At 75.3% G+C, this 16,384-nt stretch carries 12 protein-coding genes; all 12 read right to left on the bottom strand.

Annotated elements, in window-relative coordinates:
- Positions 1–20: 20 nt before the first annotated feature.
- The 12 genes from GYH36_RS12150 to GYH36_RS12205 all read right to left on the bottom strand — a co-directional run bounded on the left by GYH36_RS12150 (position 21) and on the right by GYH36_RS12205 (position 16,380).
- On the bottom strand, positions 21–2,513 hold the full coding sequence (locus GYH36_RS12150) for a chromosome segregation SMC family protein (protein WP_312028616.1): 2,493 nt from the start codon (positions 2,511–2,513) through the stop codon (positions 21–23).
- Positions 2,514–2,931: 418 nt separating this feature from the next.
- The gene (gene ndk, locus GYH36_RS12155; protein WP_024840509.1) at positions 2,932–3,384 is read right to left on the bottom strand and encodes a nucleoside-diphosphate kinase; all 453 of its coding nucleotides are present in this window, start codon (positions 3,382–3,384) and stop codon (positions 2,932–2,934) included.
- Positions 3,385–3,457: 73 nt separating this feature from the next.
- Positions 3,458–3,952: a DUF4233 domain-containing protein gene (locus GYH36_RS12160; protein WP_312028617.1), complete on the bottom strand. Its 495-nt coding sequence runs from the start codon at positions 3,950–3,952 to the stop codon at positions 3,458–3,460.
- Positions 3,953–3,956: 4 nt separating this feature from the next.
- Positions 3,957–5,681 (bottom strand): MDR family MFS transporter, encoded by a 1,725-nt coding sequence (locus GYH36_RS12165; RefSeq protein ID WP_162289967.1) that lies wholly within the window; start codon positions 5,679–5,681, stop codon positions 3,957–3,959.
- 105 nt (positions 5,682–5,786) lie between these two features.
- The gene (locus tag GYH36_RS12170; protein WP_312028618.1) at positions 5,787–6,464 is read right to left on the bottom strand and encodes a TetR/AcrR family transcriptional regulator; all 678 of its coding nucleotides are present in this window, start codon (positions 6,462–6,464) and stop codon (positions 5,787–5,789) included.
- Between the two features lie 67 nt (positions 6,465–6,531).
- Entirely contained in the window at positions 6,532–7,269 is a 738-nt protein-coding gene (dhaM, locus tag GYH36_RS12175) for a dihydroxyacetone kinase phosphoryl donor subunit DhaM (RefSeq protein WP_312028619.1), read from the bottom strand.
- Positions 7,266–7,910 (bottom strand): dihydroxyacetone kinase subunit DhaL, encoded by a 645-nt coding sequence (dhaL, locus tag GYH36_RS12180; protein WP_162289969.1) that lies wholly within the window; start codon positions 7,908–7,910, stop codon positions 7,266–7,268. The genes dhaM and dhaL overlap by 4 nt, the downstream gene beginning before the upstream one ends.
- Positions 7,911–7,979: 69 nt before the next feature.
- Positions 7,980–8,975, bottom strand: a complete 996-nt coding sequence (gene dhaK / locus GYH36_RS12185) for a dihydroxyacetone kinase subunit DhaK (protein ID WP_162289970.1) — start codon at positions 8,973–8,975, stop codon at positions 7,980–7,982.
- Between the two features lie 126 nt (positions 8,976–9,101).
- The gene (locus GYH36_RS12190) at positions 9,102–10,523 is read right to left on the bottom strand and encodes a bifunctional folylpolyglutamate synthase/dihydrofolate synthase (protein ID WP_162289971.1); all 1,422 of its coding nucleotides are present in this window, start codon (positions 10,521–10,523) and stop codon (positions 9,102–9,104) included.
- The gene (gene ileS / locus GYH36_RS12195; RefSeq protein WP_162289972.1) at positions 10,520–13,972 is read right to left on the bottom strand and encodes an isoleucine--tRNA ligase; all 3,453 of its coding nucleotides are present in this window, start codon (positions 13,970–13,972) and stop codon (positions 10,520–10,522) included. The genes GYH36_RS12190 and ileS overlap by 4 nt, the downstream gene beginning before the upstream one ends.
- Positions 13,973–14,216: 244 nt before the next feature.
- Positions 14,217–14,486 (bottom strand): hypothetical protein, encoded by a 270-nt coding sequence (locus GYH36_RS12200; protein ID WP_162289973.1) that lies wholly within the window; start codon positions 14,484–14,486, stop codon positions 14,217–14,219.
- A 337-nt stretch (positions 14,487–14,823) separates the two neighbouring features.
- Positions 14,824–16,380 carry a molybdopterin-dependent oxidoreductase gene (locus GYH36_RS12205; protein ID WP_162289974.1) on the bottom strand — a complete coding sequence of 519 codons (1,557 nt, stop codon included), beginning with the start codon at positions 16,378–16,380 and terminating at the stop codon, positions 14,824–14,826.
- Between the last annotated feature and the right edge of the window lie 4 nt (positions 16,381–16,384).

The raw sequence follows: 16,384 nt of genomic DNA on the forward strand, positions 1-16,384 counted from the left end.
GCCTCCCGGCGAGCCGCGCGCTAGCGCGCCTCGCGCTCGGCGGCGGCCGCGCGGGCGAGCGACTGCGCGCGACCCGCGACCGCGCGCGAGCGCTCCTCGCTCGTGCGCAGCGCCAGCCGCGCCTCGGTCTCCGCCGTGCGCGCCGCGGAGGCGAGCGCGAGCAGTCGGTCACGCTCCGCGGTCGCCTCGGCCACCGCCTCCTCGGACTGCTCGGGCGCGGCCTCCGCGGCCTCGAGCCGCTCCACGAGGCCCGCGAGCGCCCCCCGTGCGTCGTCGAGGTCCTGCGACGCGCGGGCGAGGGACGCGCGGACGCGCTCCGCCTCGGCGGCCGCCGAGCGGGCCGTCGCGCCGAGGTGGCCGAGCTGCTCGGCGACGGCGGCGAGCCGCGCGTCCGACTCGTTGAGCCGCTCGAGCGTGTCGTCGTACCGGGCGCGCGCCGCCTGCTCGGCCTCGCGCGCGCCCACGAGAGCGAACCGCGCACGCTCGGCGCGGGCGGCGGCGTCGTCGTGGGCGGTGCGCGCCTCGTCGAGCGCGGACTGCAGGTGGAGCACGCTGGGCGCCGACGCCGACCCGCCCCAGGCGCGCGTCGCGGCGAGGAGGTCCCCGCCGCGCGTCACGACGGCGACCTCCGGGTGGCGCGCGACGAGGGCCCGCGCGTCCGCGAGGTCGTCGACGACGGCCACCCCCGCGAGCAGGGACCGCACCGCGCGGCCCGTCCCGCCGGACGCCGTGACGACCTCGACGGCCCAGCGCGCGCCGTCGGGCAGCGTCACGCCCGCGGGCGTGCCGTCCTCGCCCGCCGCGTCGCCCGCGACGACGAGCCCCGCGCGTCCGGCGTCCTCGGTGCGCAGGTAGCGCAGCGCGTCGACCGCGGCGTCGACGGACTCGACCGCGACGGCGTCCGCCGCGGGGCCGAGCGCCGCGGCGACCGCGTCCTCGTACCCGGCCTCGACGCCGAGCAGCGCCGCGAGCGACCCCAGGACCCCGACGCCGTCGGCCGCGAGCAGCGCGCCCGCGCCGTCCTTGCGGTCGAGGCTCAGCTCGAGCGCCTCGGTGCGCGCGCTCCACGTGGCACGCTCCTGGTCGGCCGCGGCGGCCTCGTCCTCGAGCGCCTTCACGGCGGCCGTCGTGCGCTCGACCTCGTCGGCCGCGGCCTCGTGCTCGGCGTCGAGGCCCTCCTCGCCCTCCTCGGCGCCGACCACCTGGGTCTCGAGCACCGCGAACTCGGTGCGCGCCTGGGTGCCGCGCTGCTCGGCCTCGGCGAGCGACTCCCGCAGGCGCCCTATCTCCGCCTCCGCCGCCTCCACGCGCGTGCGCTGCGCGGCGACCTGCCCCGCGAGCCGCGCCAGGCCCTCGCGGCGGTCCGCGGCGCCGCGCAGCAGCGTCGCGACGGCGCGCTCCGCCTCCCCGGCGGACCGCTCCACGTCCTCGCGCTCGGCGACGGCCGCCGCGAGCGCGTCGCGCGCGCGGGCGACCTCCGCCTCGAGCTCGGCCTCGGTCGCGCGCACGCGCTCCGCCTGCGCCTCGAGCTCGTCGGGGTCCTGGCCGCGCGGCGCGGCCTCGGGGCGCCCGAGCAGGCGCACGCGCTCCTCGGCGAGCGTCTGCGTGCCGCGCAGGCGCTCGCGCAGCGACGAGAGGCGGAACCAGACGTCGGTCGCGGCGCCGAGCGCGGGCGCGGCCTCGGCCGCCTCGCGCTCGAGACGGCCGAGCCCGTCGCGTGCCGTGGCGAGCGCGCGCTCGACCTCGGCCTGCTGGGCGCGCAGCGCCGCCTCGTCCGCGATCTCCTGCTCGAGGGTCGCGGTGAGCTGCGCGAGGTCGTCGGCGAGCAGGCGCGCCTTGGCGTCGCGCAGGTCGGCCTGGATGGTCGCGGCCTTGCGCGCGATCTCCGCCTGCCGCCCGAGCGGGCCGAGCTGGCGCCGGATCTCCGTGGTGAGGTCCGCGAGCCGCGTGAGGTTCGCCTGCATCGCGTCGAGCTTGCGGAGCGCCTTCTCCTTGCGCTTGCGGTGCTTGAGGACGCCCGCGGCCTCCTCGACGAAGCCGCGGCGGTCCTCCGGCGTCGCGCGCAGGACGGCGTCGAGCTGGCCCTGCCCGACGATGACGTGCATCTCGCGACCGAGCCCGGAGTCGGACAGGAGGTCCTGGATGTCGAGCAGTCGGCACGCGCTCCCGTTGATCGCGTACTCCGACCCGCCGCTGCGGAACAGCGTGCGGGAGATCGTCACCTCGGTGTAGTCGATCGGCAGCGCGCCGTCGGTGTTGTCGATCGTCAGGGACACCTCGGCCCGCCCGAGCGGGGGCCGGCCCGCCGTCCCGGCGAAGATGACGTCCTCCATCTTGCCGCCGCGCAGCGTCTTCGCGCCCTGCTCCCCCATGACCCACGCGAGCGCGTCGACGACGTTGGACTTGCCCGACCCGTTCGGGCCGACGACGCACGTCACGCCGGGCTCGAAGCTCAGCGTCGTCGCGGACGCGAACGACTTGAAGCCGCGCAGCGTCAGGGTCTTGAGGTGCACGGACCCGAGCCTAGTGGCGGCCCCCGACGAACCCGCGGATCTCCGCCCCGCGCGGCCCGGGCGTCGATCGACGCCCGAGGAGCCGAAGAGTCGGCGGCGACACGACCGCTGAGCTGGTTCCCGAGCGCAGGGATCCGATGGCGAGACCTGCGACGAGGCACGACCACCGAGCCGGTGCGGGAGGGACGGACCCTGGGCGGTGGGACGACCACAGAGCCGGTGCCGGAGCGAGGGGCGGGGCGGGTCGTGGCGGGTCTGGCGGGAGCCGCGAGGGACGAGCGGCGGATGGAAGACCCGCCCCGCCCCCTCGCGCAGGCACCGGCGGACGCACGCCCACGCACGCACGCACGCCAACCGGCCAGCAGGCGAGCGAACGCCCCGCCCCGGGAGACCGGGACGGGGCGCCGGCGAGAACGTGTCAGCCGAGCTCGGGGAACCAGAGCGCGATCTCGCGCGCGGCGGACTCGGGCGAGTCCGAGCCGTGCACGAGGTTCTGCTGGACCTTGAGGCCCCAGTCGCGGCCGAGGTCGCCGCGGATCGTGCCGGGGAGCGCCTCGGTGGGGTTCGTCGCGCCGGCGAGCGCGCGGAAGCCGGGGATGACGCCCTGGCCCTCGGCGACGACCGCGAGGATCTTGCCGGAGAGCATGAAGTCGACGAGCGGCTGGAAGAACGGCTTGCCCTCGTGCTCGGCGTAGTGGGCGGCGAGCAGCTCGGGGGTCGCGTCGAGCAGGCGCACGGCGACGAGCGTGTAGCCCTTGGCCTCGACGCGCCGCAGGATCTCGCCGGACAGGCCGCGGCGGACGCCGTCGGGCTTGACGAGGATGAGGGTGCGCTCGATGGTCTCGGTCAGTGCGGGTGCGACGTCGGTCATGGTCGCCGAGCCTACCGGCCGCGCGCGGTGCGCGGTGCGGGGCGTCCGCGCCCGTCCGGGTGCCGGTGCGGCGTCAGTCGGCGTTGGGCGCGGTCTCGGGGTGCGAGGCGTCGTAGGCAGCGCGCTCGCGGTCGATGCGGCCGCCGAGGCGCAGCGAGACGACCCAGAGGACGACGAACAGGCCGCCGACGACGAACATCATGGGCACGACGAGCCCGAAGGCGAGGACGGGCACCTGGACGACGGACCCGGCGACGTAGCCCCCGGGCGTGCCGACCGTGCGCGACAGCACGAGGAGCACGACGGCGAGCACGCCGCCGACGAGCCAGATGGACGCGGCGTTCGGCAGCTCGAGGGGGCCGCGCGAGTACGGGACGTTCCTCAGGCCGTAGGCGACGAGCGTGGCGAACACGACGAGGAACGCCTCGAGCAGGAGCGTGGTCGAGGCGAACTGGACCTTCGCGGGCTTCTTGGGCTTGATGCGGTCGCCCGGCGACGGGCGCACCGGGCCCGCCGCGCGGCCGTAGCGGGACGGCTGCGCGGCGGGCTGCGACGGCGGGGTGCTCACCCGGTCAGGATACCGGCGCGCCGTCGCGCTCCCGGTCCCCCGGGTGGTCGCCGGTCCCGGCACCGCTCGCCGTGACGACGACGGCGTCGGGGGACCCGGCGCCGTCGGCGGCCGGTGCGGGGGCGTCCTCGACGAGGTCGCCGTGGTCCGCGACGGCCTCGCCGCGCGCGACCATCCCGGCGACGTCGGAGAGCTTCACCTCGCGCAGGAAGAGCGCGAGGACGAACCCGACGAGGACGAGGGGCAGGAGGTACCAGAACGCGGGGGCGAGCGCGTCGGCGAACGCGTCGACGACCCCGGTGTGGAGCGGCTCGGGGAGCTGCTCCACGACCTCGGGCGTGAGGGAGGAGCCCTCGGCGCCGGCCGGGGCGGACCCGGCGGGCAGCCCGGCGAAGACGCCGTCGAGGTTGTCCGCGAGGCGGGACGTGAAGATCGTGCTGAACAGGGCGGTGCCGACGGCGGCGCCGATCTCGCGGAAGAAGTTGTTCGCGCTCGTCGCGGTGCCGAGCTCGTGCGGGTCGACGGCGTTCTGCACGGCGAGGACGATCGTCTGCATGACGAGGCCCATGCCGGCGCCGAGGACGAAGATCATGGCGCCGAACAGCCACATGGACATGTCGCCGGTGATGCGCGTGAGCCACACCATCCCGGCGGCGGTGATCGCGAGCCCGACGACCGGGAAGACCTTGTAGCGACCGGTCTTCGTGATCGCGATGCCGGAGCCGATCGCGGTGAGCATGACGCCCGCCATCATGGGCAGGAGCAGGAACCCGGACTCGGTCACGCCGGCGCCGGTCGACATCTGGAGGAACGTCGGCAGGAACGCGAGCGCGGAGAACATGCCCATGCCGAGCACGAGCCCGATGAGCGTGGCGATGGTGAAGGTGCGGTTCTTGAACAGGTGCAGCGGCAGGAGCGGCTCCTCGGCGCGGTTCTCCACGACGACGAAGAGGGCGACCGAGACGACGACCGCGGTGACGAGCGCGAGGAGCCACGGGTCGGACCAGTCGTAGCCGCGCGAGCCGGTGAGCGACTCCCAGCTCGTGACGAGCACGATGCCGGACGTGGCGACGACCATGAGGACGATCCCTGCGACGTCGATCCTGCGGCCGGCCCGGTGGGTCGGGAGGCGGAGCGCGACCCACGCGACGGCGAACGCGGCCACGCCGATCGGGACGTTGATCCAGAACGCCCAGCGCCAGCCGGGGCCCTCGGTGAACCAGCCGCCGAGGAGGGGGCCGATGACGGCCGCGATGCCGAACAGCGCGCCCATCGGGCCCATGTACTTGCCGCGGTCCTTGGCAGGGACGATGTCGGCGATGATCGCCTGCGACAGGATCATGAGCCCGCCGCCGCCGAGGCCCTGCACGCCGCGCCACGCGACGAGCTCGGGGAACGACTGCGCGAACCCGGCGCCGGCGGACGCGACGGTGAAGAGCCCGATCGCGACGAGGAACGGCCAGCGCCGGCCCCAGAGGTCGCCGAACTTGCCGTACAGGGGCATGACGATCGCGATGGCCAGGATGTAGGCGGTGATGACCCACCCCTGGTGCTCGACGCCGTGGAGCTCGCCGACGATGGTCGGCATCGCGGTGCCGACGATCGACTGGTCGAGCGAGGACAGGAACATCGACGCGAGGAGCGCGCCGAAGATCACCCAGACGGTGCGCGGGGTGAGCACGACGAGCGGCGTGCCGCCGTCGGGGGGTGCTGCGGTGGTGGAGGCCATGGGGGTCCGGTTCGGTCGGGACGGGCGCGCGCCGACGGGCGCGGCCCGTCGTCGGGTGGGGAGCAGGTGGGGCGGTGGTGGTCTCGCGGAGCCGCGAGGTCGCGGTCAGCGGGCCGCGGGGTCGGGGGCGCGCGTGTCCTGGAGCAGGGCGCGGAGCTGGTCGACGACGCCGGGCAGGTGGTCGGCCGGGTCGCCGTCGCCGTCGTGCTGCTGCCAGGCGAGCGTCGTCGCGCGCAGCAGGCTCATGACGACGAGCGCGAGCAGCTCGGGGTCGGGGACGAACGGCCGGGCGGCCCGGCGCGCGTCGAACATCTCGACGAGCTCGGCGTGGTGGGCCTCGACCCAGGCGAGGTGCCGCGCGACGAGGTGCGGCTCGCGCTGGACGATCTCGAGCCCGCGCGCCATGCGCTCGGGGGCGACGACCTGGTGCGCGAGGACGTCGGCGACCACGAGCTCGAGGTCGTCGAGGAGGACGCCGGTGGGGCCGCCCGTCACGAAGGTCGCGACGACCTCCGGGCTGACGGAGAAGTCCTCGAGGCCGAGCACGGCGTCGTCCTTGGACGAGAAGTAGTTGAAGAACGTCCGGGGTGACACGCCCACGGCGGCGCACACGTCCTCGACGGTCACGGCGTCGAGGCCGCGCTCGAGGACGAGGCGCTGGGCGGCGTCGACGAGCGCGTCGCGGCGCACGCGCTTCTTGCGCTCGCGCAGGCCGACGGGCGCGCGCGGGGGGCGCTCGTCGCGGGCGGGCGCGCCGGGGTCGTCGAGGGAGGAGGCGGGCACGCGCCAATATTTGCACGCGCTGCAATTTTGCATCAACTGCACTGCGACGTGGCGACCGCCACACGCGTCACACCTCGCCGAACCCGCCCTCGACGGCCTCGACCACGGCCCGGACCGCGTCGGCCGCCTCCGGACCCTCCCCGGTCACCGTGAGCTCCTGGCCGCCCGCGGCGCCGAGCTTCATGAGCTCCAGCACGCTCGCGCCGTTGACGCCGTTGATCGCCACGGAGGCGTCGAACCCCGCGACGAGGCGGGCGAGCACCGCCGCCGGCCGGGCGTGCAGGCCGAGCGGATTGCGCAGCGTGACGACCGCGCACGTGCCGCCGTCGGCCGCGGGCTCGCCGTCGGTCGTGCCCGGCCCCTCGGCCGCCCCGGGCGTCTCGGCCCCGACCGCGAACGTGCCGCCCGCGTGCTCGGCCGACGCGAGGACCTCGGCGACGTCTCCCCCGCCGTGCGCCGTCACGGCGGCCGCGACGGCGCCCTCGACGAACGGGGCGTCCGCGAGCCGCACCCGGCCGTCGAACCCGTCCTCCATGTCGAGGACCGACTCGACGGTCATCACGGCGGAGCCGAGGTCCGCGAGGACGACCGCGCCGTCGGCCGCCTGGAGCGCCTCCTCGATCGCCGCGGAGACGCGGTCGTAGCTCGTGCCGAGCCCGCCGTCGTCCGTCCCGCCCGCGGCGAGCAGCAGCACGCCGGGCGCCATCTGGGCGGAGAGCTCGACGGCCCCCTGCGCGAGCCGCTGCGAGTGCGAGACGAGGACGAGCGCGACGCGCGCCCGCGCCCCGACCGGCCCGGCGCTCACGCCGTGGCCGCGTCGCGCGCGGCCTCGAGCAGGATCGCCGTCGACGTCGCCCCCGGGTCCTGGTGGCCCGCGCTGCGCTCGCCGAGATAGCTCGCGCGACCCTTCGTCGCGACGAGCGGGACCGTCGCCCCGGCGCCCGCGCGCGCGGCGTCCGCGGCCGCGGCGAGGACGTCGGCCGGGGACGCGCCCCCGTTCGCCGCGGCCTCGGCCGCGTCCACCGCGGGCTGCCACGCGTCGACCATCGTCTTCTCGCCGACCTGCGCCTTGCCGCGCGCGGTGATGCCCTCGAGCGCGCCCTCCAAGAGCGCGACGACGCCCTGCGCGTCGAGCTCGGCCAGGCCGCTCACCTTCGCGGCGCGCAGGTACGCGGTCCCGTACAGCGGCCCCGAGGCCCCGCCCACGGACGACATGAGCGTCGTGGCGACCAGCTTGAGCACGTCGCCGATCTGGGCGGGCGGCTGCTCCCCCGAGGCCGACCCGTCGAGCTTGGCGACCACCGCGCGGAACCCGCGGTCGAGGTTCTCCCCGTGGTCACCGTCCCCGATCTGCCGGTCCAGCTCGGTCAGCTCGTCGCGCGCCGCCGTGATGCGCTCCGCGCTCAGCCGGGTCCATCGGTCCGCCCAGGCCACGTCCAGCGTCATGCCCCACCTCTCATCGCCGTCGAGCCGGCGGTCCGCCGGCTCTCGGAGACTGCACGAAAGGGCACCCGTTCACCAGCGCAGCGCAGCCGTGTGGACGGGAGCGTCCCACAGGGCCGTGAGCTCGTCGTCCAGGCGCAGCACGGTGACCGACGCACCCTGCATCTCCAGCGACGTGACGTAGTTGCCGACGAGCGAGCGCGTCACCCGTACGCCGCGCCCCTCGAGCAGCCTCCTCGCCTGACGATAGACGACGTAGAGCTCGGACAGCGGCGTACCGCCCATTCCGTTAACGAACAGCAACACGTCCTCGCCCTCGGCGAGGCCCAGGTCGTCCGCGACCGGGTCGACGAGCCGCTGCGTGATCTCGTCGGCGGGGGCGAGCGGGATGCGGTGACGACCCGGCTCGCCGTGGATGCCGATCCCGATCTCCACCTCGTCGTCGCCGAGGTCGAAGCTCGGCTTCCCGACGTGGGGCACGGTGCACGCCGTGAGCGCGACGCCCATGGAGCGCACGTTCACCACGACGCGGCCCGCGATCTCGGTGACGGTCCCGAGGTCGTCGCCGCGCTCCGCGGCGGCACCCGCGATCTTCTCGACCGCGACCGTGCCCGCGACGCCGCGCCGGCCCGCCGTGTACAGCGAGTCCTCGACCGCGACGTCGTCGTTGACGAGGATGCTCGAGACCTGCGTGCCCTCGGCCTCGACGAGCTCGACCGCGGTCTCGAAGTTGAGCACGTCGCCCGTGTAGTTCTTCACGATCGCGAGCACGCCCGCGCCCGAGTCGGCGCCGAGGATCGCCGGGACGATCTGGTCCGGCGTCGGCGACGTGAACACGGCGCCCGGCACCGCGGCGTCGAGCATCCCGGGGCCGACGAAGCCCGCGTGCAGCGGCTCGTGGCCCGAGCCGCCGCCGGAGACGAGGCCCACCTTCCCGGGGACCGCGCCACCGGCGCGCGAGACGTACGGCGGCGCGGTGTGCACCTGCACGAGGTCGGCGTGCGCCTGGCCGAAGCCCTCGAGGGACTCCGTCACCGCGTCCTGGGGATCGTTGAGCAGCTTCTTCACCGGTCATCCCTCCATCGGTCCGTGCGCCCGGGGCACCCCGGTCGCTGACGACCCCCGCCCGGCGTGCCCGTCGCCGTCGTCGGCACCATCAAACACCCGGTCGCCGCGGACCGCGCGGCGTCCTGCTCAGCCGCGGCCGAGCAGGACGCGCACGTCGGCCACGGTGACGACCGAGCCCGTGACGAGCACGCCCGAGCCCGTGCCGACGCCGACCGGGTCGTCGCGCTCCGCGAGGTCCACCGCCACCTGGAGCGCCTCGTCGAGCCGCTCGGCGCTGTGCACGCGGTCCTCGCCGAACACGTCGGCGGCGAGCTCGGCGAGGTCGGTCGGGTCGGCCGAGCGCTCGGAGCTGTTGCGCGTCACGACGACCTCCGCGAGCACGGGCTCGAGGGCCGCGAGCAGGGGCTCGGCGTCCTTGTCCGCCATGATCGCGACGACGCCGACGAGGTGGCGCAGGTCGAACGCCTCGCCGAGGGCCTCCGCGAGCGCCTCGGCGCCCGCAGCGTTGTGCGCCGCGTCGACGAGGACGGTCGGGCTGGACCGCACGACCTCGAGCCGCCCCGGCGACGTGACGTCCGCGAAGGCGGCCTCGACGAGCGCGCCGTCGAGCGCGCGGCCCCCGAGGAACGCCTCGACGGCGGCGAGCCCGAGGAGCGCGTTGTGCGCCTGGTGCTCGCCGTGCAGCGGGAGGAACACCTCGGTGTAGAGGGCCGCGGGCGTGCGCAGGTCGAGCAGCTGGCCGCCGACCGCGACCTGCCGGTTCGCGACGTCGAGGTCCACGCCCTCGCGCAGGAGGCGCGCCCCGACGCTCTCGGCGCGGGCGCGCAGCACCTCCTCGACCTCGGGGCGCTGCGCGGCGGAGAGCACGGTCGCGCCCGCCTTGACGATCCCGGCCTTGACGGTCGCGATCTCCTCGAGCGTGCTCCCGAGCCAGCGCTCGTGGTCGAGCGCCACGGGGGTCACGACCGCGACCTCGGCGTCGACCACGTTCGTCGAGTCCCACTCGCCGCCCATCCCGACCTCGACGATCGCGACGTCGACGGGAGTGTCGGCGAACGCCGCGAACGCGACGCCCGTGAGCACCTCGAAGAAGCTCAGCTGCGACTGCCCGGCCTCGGCGAGCTCGGCGTCGACGACCTGGACGTACGGGTAGACGTCCTCCCACACCTCGACGAACCGGCGCGCCGAGAGCGGCTCGCCGTCCACGGCGATGCGCTCGGTGACGCTCGTCAGGTGCGGGCTCGTGAAGAGCCCGGTCCGCAGGCCGTGCTCGCGCACGAGGCGCTCGGCCACGCGCGCCGTGCTCGTCTTGCCGTTCGTGCCCGTGAGGTGGATCGTCCGGAACGCGTGCTGCGGGTCGCCGAGCAGCTCGAACAGACGCCGGACGCGGTCGATCGTCGGGTCGAAGTCGTGCTCGGGAGCGCGCGACAGGATGTGCGCGTAGACGCGCGAGAGGTCCTCCTGCGCGGCGGCCTCCTCGGCCGCCGCGCGGGCCTCCTTCGCGCTCTGCCGGCGCGCGGCGCCGGCGTCCTGGCGGCGCGCGCTCACAGGACCACCGCCGTGTCTGGCACGGTGCCCTCGACCTTCTCGACGTGCACCGACCGCTCCGCGGTCGGCGACGTCTCGACGACGACCTCGGTCGCGAGCGTCTCGCGCGCGACGAGCGCGCGGTGCTCCTCGACCGCGGCGAGCCGGTCGGCCGGCACGGCGAGCCGCAGGCGGATGCGGTCCGCCACGTCGAGACCGGCCGCCTTGCGCGCGTCCTGCACGTCGCGCACGACGTCGCGCGCGTAGCCCTCGGCGAGCAGCGCGTCGTCGAGCGCGAGGTCGAGCACGACGAACCCGCCGCCGGCGAGGACCGCGGCCGCGACGTCCGGCCCGTCCTCGCCGCCGACCGTCGGCGCGACGACCGTCGTCAGCTCGTACTCGGCAGGCAGGAGCGCGACGTCACCGTCGTCCGTCGTCACGACGACCTCCCCGGCGTCGTCGACGCGCCACGCACCGGCCTTCGACGCCTTGATGACGGCCTGGACGCCCCGGCCGAGGCGCGGGCCCGCGGCGCGCGCGTTGACGGCGAGGCGCTGCGTGATGCCGAACCGGTCCGCGGCGTCGGAGTCCGTGGGCAGGAGGTCGACGGCCTTGACGTTGAGCTCGCGCGCGAGCAGGTCGGCGTACGGCGCGAGGGCCGCCGGGTCGTCGACCACGACCGTGAGCCGCGCGAGCGGCTGACGCACGCGGAGCTGGTTCGCCTTGCGCAGGCCGAGCGCGGCCGACGCGACGGCCCGGACCTCGTCCATCGCCGCGACGAGCGCGTCGTCGGCCACGAGGGACGCCTCCGGGACGTGCCGCACGGCGGTCGCGTACGAGCCGTCCTCGCCGACGAGCCGCTCCCCGACCTCCTCGGTCGCCGCCGGCCAGTCGGTGAGGTGCACGGAGCGCCCGCCCGTCAGGCCGCGCCACACCTCCTCCGCGAGCAGGGGCGCGAGCGGCGCCATGACGCGCGTGAGGGTCTCGAGCGCGGTGTAGAGCGTGTCGAACGCGTCCGCGTCCTCCGACCAGAACCGCTCGCGCTGCGTGCGCACGTACCAGTTCGTCAGGACGTCGAGGTGCTCGCGCACGCTCTCGCACGCGCCCGCGATGTCGTACGCGTCGAGCTGCGCCGTCACACGCACGACGAGGTCGTGCGTGCGCGCGAGCAGGTAGCGGTCGAGCGCGGGCAGCCCGGGCACGCGCTCGGGCGCGACCTTCTGCGCGACGTACCCGCCGCCGTCGGACGCCGCGGCCCCGGACCGGGCCTGCGCCTTCGAGGTGTTGGCGTACAGCGTGAAGAAGTAGTACGTGCTCCACAGCGGCAGCAGCACCTGGCGCACGGCGTCGCGGATCCCGTCCTCGGTGACGACGAGGTTGCCGCCGCGCAGGATGGGCGAGCTCATGAGGAACCAGCGCATCGCGTCGGAGCCGTCGCGGTCGAAGACCTCGTTGACGTCCGGGTAGTTGCGCAGCGACTTGCTCATCTTGCGGCCGTCGGAGCCGAGCACGATGCCGTGCGACACGGCCGAGCGGAACGCCGGGCGGTCGAACAGCGCGGTCGCGAGCACGTGCAGCGTGTAGAACCACCCGCGCGTCTGGCCGATGTACTCGACGATGAAGTCGCCCGGGTTGTGGTGCTCGAACCAGTCCGCGTTCTCGAACGGGTGGTGCACCTGCGCGTAGGGCATCGACCCCGAGTCGAACCACACGTCCATGACGTCCTCGACGCGGCGCATGGTCGAGCGGCCCGTCGGGTCGTCCGGGTTCGGCCGCGTGAGGCGGTCGACGAACGGGCGGTGCAGGTCCGGCTCGCCCTTCTCGTTGCGCGGGAGCGCGCCGAAGTCGCGCTCGAGCTCGGCGAACGAGCCGTACACGTCGACGCGCGGGTACTGCGGGTCGTCGGAGCGCCACACCGGCACCGGGCTGCCCCAGAACCGGTTGCGCGTGATCGACCAGTCGCGCGCGTTCTCGAGCCACTTGCCGAACTGGCCGTGCTGGATGTGGTCGGGCGTCCACGCGATCTGCTCGTTGAGCTCGACCATGCGGTCCCGGAACTTCGACACCGCGACGAACCACGACGACACGCCCATGTAGATGAGCGGCTGCCGGCAGCGCCAGCAGTGCGGGTAGGAGTGCGCGTACGACTCGCGGCGCAGCAGCACCGTGCCCGGCGTCGTCGCGCCGAGCGCGAGCTCGCCGGCGTCCTCGCCGAGCGCGGCGGCGGCGTCGCGGCGCGTGCGGGCCTTGAGGTGGTCGATGATGAGCGGGTTCGCGTCGAAGACCTGCAGGCTCTCGTAGTCGACGACCGGGAACGTGAACTTCCCGTCGGACGCGACCGGCAGCACCGGCTCCACGCCCTCGCGGTCCGAGACGACCTTGTCCTCCTCGCCGAACGCGCCGGCGTTGTGCACGAGCCCCGTGCCGTCGGTCGTCGTGACGAAGTCGGCCTCGACCACGCGGTGCGCGCCCGGGTGCCCGGCGAAGTACGAGAACGGCGGCGTGTACGAGCGCCCGACGAGGTCGGCGCCCGTGAGCCGCTCGACGACCTGCGTCGTCACGTCCTCGACGCCCTCGTCGGCGAGCTCGCGCGCGTACGCCCCGAGCCGCTCGGCCGCGATGACGTAGCGCTCCCGCACCCCCGTGAACGACGACTCGACGACGACGTACTCGACGTCGGGGCCGACCATGACGAACAGGTTGGACGGCAGGGTCCACGGCGTCGTCGTCCAGACGAGCGCGAGCTCGCCGGTCTCGAGCCGCAGGCCCACGGTGACCGCCGGGTCCTGACGGACCTGGTAGACGTCCTCGTCCATGCGCAGCTCGTGGTTGGACAGCGGCGTCTGGTCGTTCCAGCAGTAGGGCAGCACGCGGAAGCCCTCGTAGACCAGGCCCTTGTCGTAGAGCTGCTTGAACGCCCACAGGACCGACTCCATGAACGTCGGGTCGAGCGTCTTGTAGTCGTTCTCGAAGTCGACCCAGCGCGCCTGACGCGTCACGTAGTCGCGCCACTCGCTCGTGTACTTGAGCACCGACGCGCGGCACGCGTCGTTGAAGCGCTCGATGCCGAGCTCGAGGATCTCCTCCTTGGTCTTGATCCCGAGCTGGTCCATCGCCTCGAGCTCCGCCGGCAGGCCGTGCGTGTCCCACCCGAAGCGACGCTCGACGTGCTTGCCGCGCATCGTCTGGTAGCGCGGCACCACGTCCTTCGCGTAGCCGGTGAGCAGGTGCCCGTAGTGGGGCAGGCCGTTGGCGAACGGCGGGCCGTCGTAGAAGACGAACTCGTTGCTGCCGTTCTCGCCGGCCGGGTTGCGCTCGACCGAGGCGCGGAACGTGTCGTCCGCGTCCCAGTACGCGAGCACCTCGCGCTCGATCGCGGGCAGGTCCGGGGAGGCGGGGACGCCGAACGACGCACCCGGGTGCGTGTCGGTGGTCGCGGACGAGGGGTCGCGGTGCAGCGGGTAGGCCATGGTCTCGAGGACTCCGGTGGGTCGCGGTCGGCGGGGTCGTCCGCCGTGGTGGTACGGGTCGGTCGTGCTCTCCTGCGAGGACGACTCCCCCACCCAGGGGCGGGCTCGCCGCGGTACCACCTCGCTTGCCGGCGTCCTCGCGGTGCCCGACGCCGTCGGTCGCCGCGGGCGGTCGCCGACCGCTCGTCGAAGGCTGTGACGGGCCCACCCGTCCGGTTCTAGTGAGGACCCCGCCGCCACACGATCAGGCGTGCCCGACGGCGCAGGTCCCGTTCTTCCGGAGGCTCGCCGGTGATGGCCGGGTCGACGCCTGTGCGTCCATGGTAGCGGCCGCCCGGCGCCGCGCGGTGAACGCGTCGATGTCGATCGCGACGAGCCACTCGACGGTGAGCGGCGGCGCGCCCGGGCCGGGGCGCGCGGGCGCGTCGGCCGACGGCGCCGCGGCGGGCGCCGCCGTGCGCGCCGGGGCGGGCGTCGCGGGGCGGTAGCGGGGGAAGTGCGGGGGTACGTACATGGAGGTGTCTCGCGTCCTGTGCTCGGCGGGCGTCCGTGGGTGCAGACCCGGTCGCGACGCGGGACTCATCGAGGAGCCCGTGGCACGGGACCGGCGACCGTCGCGCCCCTTACCCCGGGAGGGAGGGACGAGAGGCTGCTCGCGGACACCAGGTCGAGGCTGCGCAGGGCGCCGCGAGCCCTCAACAACAGGAGACGGCGAGGACCCGCGGGCGCGCGAGGACGAGCGTGCTGCTCGTGGGGCGCGCGGGGGTCACGCGCACATCGTGCCAGCGCGCCCCGGGGCCGGACAAGCCCGGTCCCACGACCCGGGACGCTCCGGCGGCCCCCGTCGCGCCTCACGTCACGCGGACGGTGACCTCGTGCCACCCCGACGCGCCGTCCGGGGCGGGCGGGGCGACGTCGGAGGTCTGCGTGCGCCCGTCGGCGTCCGTCGCGCGGACCGTCAGGCGGTGCTCCCCCGGCGTCGCGTCCCACGCGTACGACCACTGCCGCCACGTGTCGGGCCCGACGGTCTCGGCGAGCGTCGCGGCGCGCCACGCGCCGTCGTCCACGCGCACCTCGACCGCGGAGATCCCGGTGTGCTGCGCCCAGGCGACGCCGGCGACGGTGACCGGCCCGGACGGCACGCCCGCGCCCGCGCGCGGCGTGTCGACGCGCGACGCGAGCTTGATCGGGCCGCGCTCCGACCAGCCGCGCGTCGACCAGTACGCGACGTCGTCGGCGAACGTCGTGACCTTGAGCTCGGTGACCCACTTGGTCGCGGACACGTACCCGTACAGGCCCGGGACGACGAGGCGGGCGGGGAACCCGTGCGCGGGCGGGAGCGGCTCGCCGTTCATGCCGACGGCGAGCAGGCACGCGCGGTCCGGGTCCGTGAGCACGTCGAGCGGCGTGCTCGCGGTCCACCCGTCGGCGCTCGTGGACAGCACCATGTCCGCACCGTCGCGCACGCCGGCGCGGGCGAGCAGCTCGCGGACCGGGTACCCGAGCCACCGCGCGTTGCCCACGAGGTCGCCGCCGACCTCGTTCGACACGCACGTGAGCGTCACGTCGTGCTCGACGAGCGGGAGCGCGAGCAGCTCGTCGATCCCGATCTCGAACGGCTCGTCGACGAGGCCCGTCACGCGCAGCGTCCACGTCGCGGGGTCGACCTGGGGCACGCGCAGCGCGGTGTCGATCCGGTAGAAGTCGGCGTTGGGCGTCACGTACGGCGCGAGCCCGGGCACGCGCAGGTCCGCCCCGGCGGGCACGGCCGGGGCCGGGGTCGCCGGGGCCGGCAGGCGCAGCGCCTCGCGCGCGGCCGTGACGGCGCGCGACCCGGCCGACACCGCGCGGGACGTCGCGAGCGCGACGACGCCCGCCGCGGCCGCCAGGCCGGTGACGAGCAGGAACCGGCGGCGGTCCATCGGGGCGCGCTCGCCCGCCCCGGACGCGCGCGCGGGGACGTCCGGCCCGCGCAGCGGGGCGAGGGCCGAGCGGAGCAGCAGGACCCCGACCCCGACCCCGACGAGCGAGGGCAGCGCCCACGCGACGCTCGCCGCGGGCCGGGTCGCGGCGACGACGGCACCCACGGCGCCGACGACGCCCAGCAGGACCGCACCGAGGGGCCGGCGGCGCAGCTCGAGCCACCCCGCGAGCGCCGCCCCGGCGGCGAGCACGACGGCCATGCCGCCGAGCAGGACGGCCTTGTCCGCCGTGCCGAACGTCGCGACGGCCCAGTCCTTGACCGGGCCCGGGACCGCGTCGACCACGCCGGCGCCGGCGGCGAACAGCGGGCTCGACCCGGGACCGACGAGGGCCGCGACGAGCTCGGCGACCGCGAACCCCACGGCCGCGCAGACGACGCCCGCGAGCGCGGAGAGCGCCGCGGCACGGCGGGCGGGGACGGTCATGCCC

Source organism: Cellulosimicrobium composti (assembly GCF_010287905.1).
Classification (GTDB): Bacteria; Actinomycetota; Actinomycetes; order Actinomycetales; family Cellulomonadaceae; genus Cellulosimicrobium; species Cellulosimicrobium composti.

What these genes read in the sequence shown, in the direction of transcription:
- ndk (WP_024840509.1), bottom strand. Translation starts at nt 3,384, where the DNA reads ATGACCGACGTCGCACCCGCACTGACCGAGACCATCGAGCGCACCCTC.
- GYH36_RS12165 (WP_162289967.1), bottom strand. Translation starts at nt 5,681, where the DNA reads ATGGCCTCCACCACCGCAGCACCCCCCGACGGCGGCACGCCGCTCGTC.
- dhaL (WP_162289969.1), bottom strand. Translation starts at nt 7,910, where the DNA reads ATGACGCTGGACGTGGCCTGGGCGGACCGATGGACCCGGCTGAGCGCG.
- ileS (WP_162289972.1), bottom strand. Translation starts at nt 13,972, where the DNA reads ATGGCCTACCCGCTGCACCGCGACCCCTCGTCCGCGACCACCGACACG.
- GYH36_RS12200 (WP_162289973.1), bottom strand. Translation starts at nt 14,486, where the DNA reads ATGTACGTACCCCCGCACTTCCCCCGCTACCGCCCCGCGACGCCCGCC.
- GYH36_RS12205 (WP_162289974.1), bottom strand. Translation starts at nt 16,380, where the DNA reads ATGACCGTCCCCGCCCGCCGTGCCGCGGCGCTCTCCGCGCTCGCGGGC.